Origin of the sequence: Methanoculleus sp. MH98A, assembly GCF_000691865.1 — an archaeon.
Taxonomy (GTDB): domain Archaea; phylum Halobacteriota; class Methanomicrobia; order Methanomicrobiales; family Methanoculleaceae; genus Methanoculleus.
Genome location: NZ_JMIO01000068.1, coordinates 1 through 5,336 on the forward strand (window position 1 = coordinate 1; position 5,336 = coordinate 5,336).

General features: G+C 58.9%; 8 protein-coding genes. 2 read left to right on the forward strand and 6 right to left on the reverse strand.

The features are described 5' to 3' along the window. The 3 genes from EI28_RS15530 to EI28_RS15305 all read right to left on the reverse strand — a co-directional run. Window positions 1–214, reverse strand: a 214-nt coding sequence (locus tag EI28_RS15530) for an AN1-type zinc finger domain-containing protein (RefSeq protein ID WP_197018484.1), incomplete at its 3' end; no start/stop codon positions are given. A 198-nt stretch (window positions 215–412) separates the two neighbouring features. Next, on the reverse strand, window positions 413–1,225 hold the full coding sequence (locus tag EI28_RS09490) for a flavodoxin family protein (RefSeq protein ID WP_048114380.1): 813 nt from the start codon (window positions 1,223–1,225) through the stop codon (window positions 413–415). A 157-nt stretch (window positions 1,226–1,382) separates the two neighbouring features. Then, window positions 1,383–1,505, reverse strand: coding sequence for an alpha/beta fold hydrolase (locus EI28_RS15305; RefSeq protein ID WP_255342093.1), 123 nt, complete (start codon window positions 1,503–1,505; stop codon window positions 1,383–1,385). A gap of 260 nt (window positions 1,506–1,765) precedes the next feature. Between EI28_RS15305 and EI28_RS09495 the strand changes: the two genes are divergently transcribed. Beyond that, complete coding sequence (locus EI28_RS09495) at window positions 1,766–3,034, forward strand: cation diffusion facilitator family transporter (RefSeq protein WP_231476705.1); 1,269 nt, start codon at window positions 1,766–1,768, stop codon at window positions 3,032–3,034. A gap of 117 nt (window positions 3,035–3,151) precedes the next feature. On the opposite strand, the gene EI28_RS14890 is transcribed toward EI28_RS09495, so the two are convergent. Continuing rightward, window positions 3,152–3,511: a hypothetical protein gene (locus tag EI28_RS14890; RefSeq protein ID WP_231476707.1), complete on the reverse strand. Its 360-nt coding sequence runs from the start codon at window positions 3,509–3,511 to the stop codon at window positions 3,152–3,154. A gap of 61 nt (window positions 3,512–3,572) precedes the next feature. On the opposite strand from EI28_RS14890, the gene EI28_RS09505 reads away from it, so the two are divergent. After that, window positions 3,573–4,073, forward strand: a complete 501-nt coding sequence (locus EI28_RS09505) for a shikimate kinase (RefSeq protein ID WP_048114385.1) — start codon at window positions 3,573–3,575, stop codon at window positions 4,071–4,073. 18 nt (window positions 4,074–4,091) lie between these two features. On the opposite strand, the gene EI28_RS09510 is transcribed toward EI28_RS09505, so the two are convergent. After that, the gene (locus tag EI28_RS09510) at window positions 4,092–4,730 is read right to left on the reverse strand and encodes a hypothetical protein (RefSeq protein WP_048114387.1); all 639 of its coding nucleotides are present in this window, start codon (window positions 4,728–4,730) and stop codon (window positions 4,092–4,094) included. Between the two features lie 288 nt (window positions 4,731–5,018). Continuing rightward, window positions 5,019–5,336, reverse strand: a 318-nt coding sequence (locus tag EI28_RS14895) for a hypothetical protein (RefSeq protein WP_231476709.1), incomplete at its 5' end; no start/stop codon positions are given.

The following is a 5,336-nucleotide window of genomic DNA, read 5'->3' on the forward strand; positions in this document are numbered from 1 at the left end:
TATATCGGGAGTAATCTTCACTGTTTTCGGTGTAAGAATATCGTTCTTGTACACAGTTATGGTATTCTGACAATCTGTGGTCCGCGCAAAATGTTTTTCCTACACAATTATGGTATTCTGGCAATCTGTGGTCCATGCAGAATGTTTCTCCACATCGTCTACAGACGTAGGGTAATCCTTCAATTTGGCGACCACAGAAATAGCATTTCGCCATATTCAATAACAATTGCTATCTATTTATAACCCTTCCGAAATGAATATCTGGAAAAAAAGTTCCGTGAGATTATTCTCATTAAGAATTGAAGTCTATGGTAGAGCAGCACCCGCCCCTTCGAGAAATCCATGACCCATGCCACGACTCATTCCGTAGCGGTCACAACAAACTCATCCTATCTTCTGTACCCGCCCCCCTTCACCCCACTTCCCGCAGATCCCTCCGCAACCGCCGCCGCAGGTACCACTCCGCTACCGTGCCCAGCGCATGGTAGACCGGGTTGACCGGCACCTCCACGTAGTAGCGCCTCCCCTTCTCGAGCCACCCCTGCTTCGTCCAGTAGGCGTGGTCCGCGGGAGCCGATTCGCCCAGTTCGTCGCAGGGCGCCCTTCCGATATGGAACGCCATCACGTCGAAGAGCCCGGGCTTTGCCCGCGTCCCCCTCCGGAGCGCGGCGAGAAAGGCCTTTGCCGCCGCCTGCAACTTCTCTTCGTTCTCCCGCAGCCGGTAGGCGGGGAGCGGGCCCATCTTCGCGTGGGAGACGATCCCCGCCCGGGCGACGACCTCGAAGCCCCAGATGCGGGCCACCGCGTTGAGGTAGTCCAGCACGTCCTTGTCTCCCATCACCCCGACGGTGGTGAGAAGCAGCGCCTTCTGCCGGAAGAACCGGGGGCGGTGGAAGATGTAGGAGTGGCGGTCGATGAAGACCTTCATCAGCCCCGAGACCTGGAACCCGTACACCGGGGTGGCGAAGATCACCCCGTCCGCGGCATGCATCTTCTCTTCCAGGAGGGCCGAATCGTCCTTGATGGGGCAGTACTCCTCCCCCCGGTCGAAACAGGTGTAGCACCCGCGGCACTGCTCCAGGCCGACGTCCCCGAGCATGACGTACTCCCAGTCAACCGCTGCCTCCTCCTGGAGAATCTCGCGGATCCGTTCCGCTGCACGGCAGGTATTCGCCTTCCGGGCGCTGCCCATGATGACCAGGACCTTTATAGGCCGATCTTCCATGGAAGAGTGAAGGTAACTCTCATACATAGACTTTCTTCCCCCTTACCGGCAGGTGCGTGCGGCTGTATGGGGGAAAGGGGGCACAAAAAGAGATTAAATGCAGAACAGGGTGAGTCAAACGGGCAGGGCCGTTCAGGCGTGCCCGAATCCGCCCCGGTCAGTCCGGCTCTGTCAGGAATCCGGTGACCAATCGCATAAACAGTTCCGGTGCCGCGCTCATCGCAACGTGCTGCTGCCCGGGCATGACGACGACCCTGCTGTTCGGCAACGCCGCATGCACCGCCGCCCCTCGCCCGGGCCATCGACCGCGCCGATCCCGGGGTCCGGGCAAGTCTGATCCCCCGGGCGACAAAAATACTCAGAGCGAAGGGTGAAAGTGTAGTCCTTCGGGTAGGCCCGCTCACGCCGGTTGATGAGTGCCCTTCTAATGGTGCTGCTCCCGTATCCTCCGCCGTGAGGGGCTGTCACGGTGCCGCTGTTTCTTCCCCATCAAATAGGCCATAATGGTTAGATTAATGGAAACATCACGCCAAGGAATGCATGACGGGGCGATCCGGTATGCAGGAAGAGGTGCAGAAGACGGCGGGGCCTGATCAGACGCCGGAGTCCGTCATCCTGCGTGTTGCGTATTACTCCCTTGCCGTCAACGCCGGGCTGGTCGTCACAAAACTGCTACTCTCGGTCTATTCCGGTAGCCTTGCCCTCCGTGCGGACGGCATCCACTCGTTCGTGGACGTGGTCGCTTCGATTGCGTTGATCGCGGGAATTTTTCTCTCTTCACGCAAACGCCGGGATTTCCCGTACGGGCTCTACAAGGTGGAGAACGTCGTCTCGGTAGCCATTGCCCTCCTCATCTTCTTCACCGCCTTCGAGATTGCGGCGGAGGCGGTGACGGGCGATGCCGCCGCCCTGCCCTACAGCGGGTGGGTCCTCCTCGCCGCCGCCGCCTTCATCCCCGTGCCCTACATCCTCGGTACCTACGAGGTGAACGTGGGGCAGAAATACAACTCCCCGAGCCTGATCGCGGACGGGAGGCAGCACCGGGTGGATGTCCTCTCCTCCTCGATCGTGTTCTTCGCGCTTCTCGGGCAGTTCTTCGGCATACCCCTGGACCGGATCGCAGCCGTCGTTGTCGCCGTCTTCATCGTCCGGGCGGGCTGGGGGATCCTCAAAGACAGTATGCGGACCCTTCTGGATGCCTCGGTCGATTACGATACGCTCAACGAGATCCGTAGCATCATTGAATCGGACCCGAGGGTGAGCGGCATCAAGAGTATCACGGGGCGCAACTCCGGGCGCTACATCTTCGTGGAGGCGATGGTCGAGATGGCGGAATCGGATTTCGAGAAGGCGCACCGGGAGAGCGAGCGCATCGAGCAGGATATACGGCGTCAGGTGCAGAACGTCGAGCGGGTCATCATCCACTATGAGCCCAAAAAGAAGACGCACCTGCGGTATGCGGTGCCGCTGCAGGACCGGGAGGGGTCGGTCAGCGCTCACTTCGGCGAAGCGCCGTATTTCGCAATCCTTGACTATGACGTTGAGAAGAACCGCATCGAGCGCCAGGACACCATCTCCAATCCTTTTACGGATGTGGAGAAGCGAAAGGGCGGGCAGGTGGCTGAGATGCTGCTCGAGCAAAAGATCGATGTGGTCTTCGTGCATCACTCGCTCTCCGGGAGGGCGGCCGGCTACGCGCTTGAGGCGGCGGGAGTCGAGATGAGGGCGACCTCCGCGGCAACGCTTGCGGAAGTGATCGACGATGTGGTCGTGAATCATGGGGAGGAGACCGGCGCTTCGCCCCGGTGATCTCTTCGTTTATAGATCCGGATGAGATGCCTCGACCGGCCGGAGGCATCAGGCTATGAACGAGAATTAAAATCCTGGCCTGTCTGTTGCATCCCGATATTTCAGTCCGCTTGCGTCTCAGGGTGTTCTGCCGCGCCTCACGCTTACGGCTACGACGATGGCCCCGATGATGAGAGCAACCGCTCCCGCCGCCGCCCAGGTTGGGGATGGGCCGACGACCTCCTCGCAGTTCGCGATGCATAATATCGGGCGCATCCGAAGGATTCCCGTGCCCTGCAGAAGCCATAACAGGCCGAGAAAGGCTACAAAAGCGCCGAGAAGCGTTCCAATTATCTGGCTTGCCTTCATGCTCGATCGACCGCCAATCTTCGATATCGGTAAAAATACCTTCTGCCTCGCAGGTTGTGATGTCGCCTGGCACCGTTCCGGGCTATGGGCGTGGCCGGAGTAACTCCAGGCGATTGCACCTTCTGTCAAACAACCTTCATCTCCCCCGAAATCCCATCTAGATAACAATAGAGGGTTCCGGGAGAGCGGTATGCATCAGCACAGAAACATCATCCTCATCGGGATGCCCGGTGCGGGGAAGAGCACCGTGGGCGTCGTCCTTGCGAAAACGCTCGGCATGCAGTTCGTCGATACGGATATCCTGATACAGGAGCGGGCCGGGAAGATGCTGCAGGAGATCCTTGATACGGACGGGCCGGAGGCGTTCAAGCGGATCGAGGAAGAGACGATCCTCTCCCTTCACCCCCGCCGTGCGGTGATCGCGACGGGCGGCAGCGTGGTCTGCAGCCCCGATGCGATGGCGCACCTGAAGTCGGGAGGGCTGGTCGTGTATCTCGAGATCCCGTATGCGGAGATGGAAAAGCGGCTCAAGAACATCACGACCCGGGGGATCGTCCTCCTTCCGGGCCAGAGTCTCCGCGGGATGTACGACGAGCGGGTCCCGCTCTACGAGAAGTACGCCGATCTCACCGTCGCGTGTTCGGGAGGGGATCTCGAGTCCGTGGTCGAAAACGTGATCGAAGCGTTGTGAGGGGTCCGGGATGGGGGGTTATGACCCCATTTCTGCGACCAGAAACCGCCCTTCCTCGCCTTCGGCAAAGCGTACCGTGACCATCTCCCCTTCGTGCACGCCAAAATCCGAATAGGGTTCGTTCAGGAGCGTTCCCCGCAACGACGCGCCGTCGTCCGACTGGCCTTCCAGGCGGACCCAGACGCCTTCGGGGATTGTTTCGCGGTCTTTCGAGACAAGGATCACCGATACGTCGTCGAAGCACCCCGGAGCCCTGAACCTGTCGAGGTCACCCCTCTTTCTTACTGCCTGGAGCACTTCCGGTTCGTAGTAGATGAGCCATCGCTGTTCTTCGAGCAGCGAGAGACGGTTCGCTTCGTCGTTCGACAGGAGCGTATACGCCCCCACCTCGTCGGAGTGAAGGATGAGCCCCTCGCCATGGTTCTCGAAGTTCACGACGATCTCCGGCGGCTTTCCGGGCTCGAGCCGGCAGAGGGAATGGATGCGGTAGGTGATGCCATCTTCGTGATCGACGTAGAAGAAGCCGATGCACCTGTCCGCGTCCGGCCGCATCAGTCCTTTCGCGGAGAGGATACCGGAGATGCCGGGACCGATCTCTGCGATTGCCCACCTGTTGATGATCTCCCGGTCTGGATAGGGTGTCGTTCTGTTGTTCATGGTACGTGTACAGGATTTTCGTGTGCAGCATGAAAGGGGTTGTGAAATGTTTATGGGAGGTTCTTGATTTGTGGGGGGAGTCAATTGGATGTTTAAGAGGTTCTGGGAGGGCGGGATGCTGTTCTGATCAGCATTGAGGTTCTCGCGTATCCCTCATGATCTCAAGCGCACCGTTGCCGGGATGCTCTGGGACGGCATCCCCGCCATCAGATCGGCGAGGAGACCCCGGCCCTCTATGGCATCACGGTGGGGTGTGTGGAAGGGGATGTAGCCAGGGTGTCTGCCCGACTACTTCAATTTCACCCAATATTTGTTGGGGTAGATTGCGACAGTTTCGCCACTGTTCTGGTAATACGGTCCACCTGGGTGCTTGGCCTGCCAGTCTAGGTTAAGCCAGTACCGTGTTTGTCCACCTTCGTTTGTGGTTCTGTATGCGATGCTCTCGCATTTGTATCTCTGGCAGATGTAATCTGCAACGTTTTGAAGGTCACTCTTGCTTGAAGAGACATAGACCTCCGCGTAGGCATGTCCTCCTCCACCAGTATTGGATGCTATGATAATCCGGGAGGTGCCTCCTATTGCCTGTATCGATGACGCCGTGAGGAT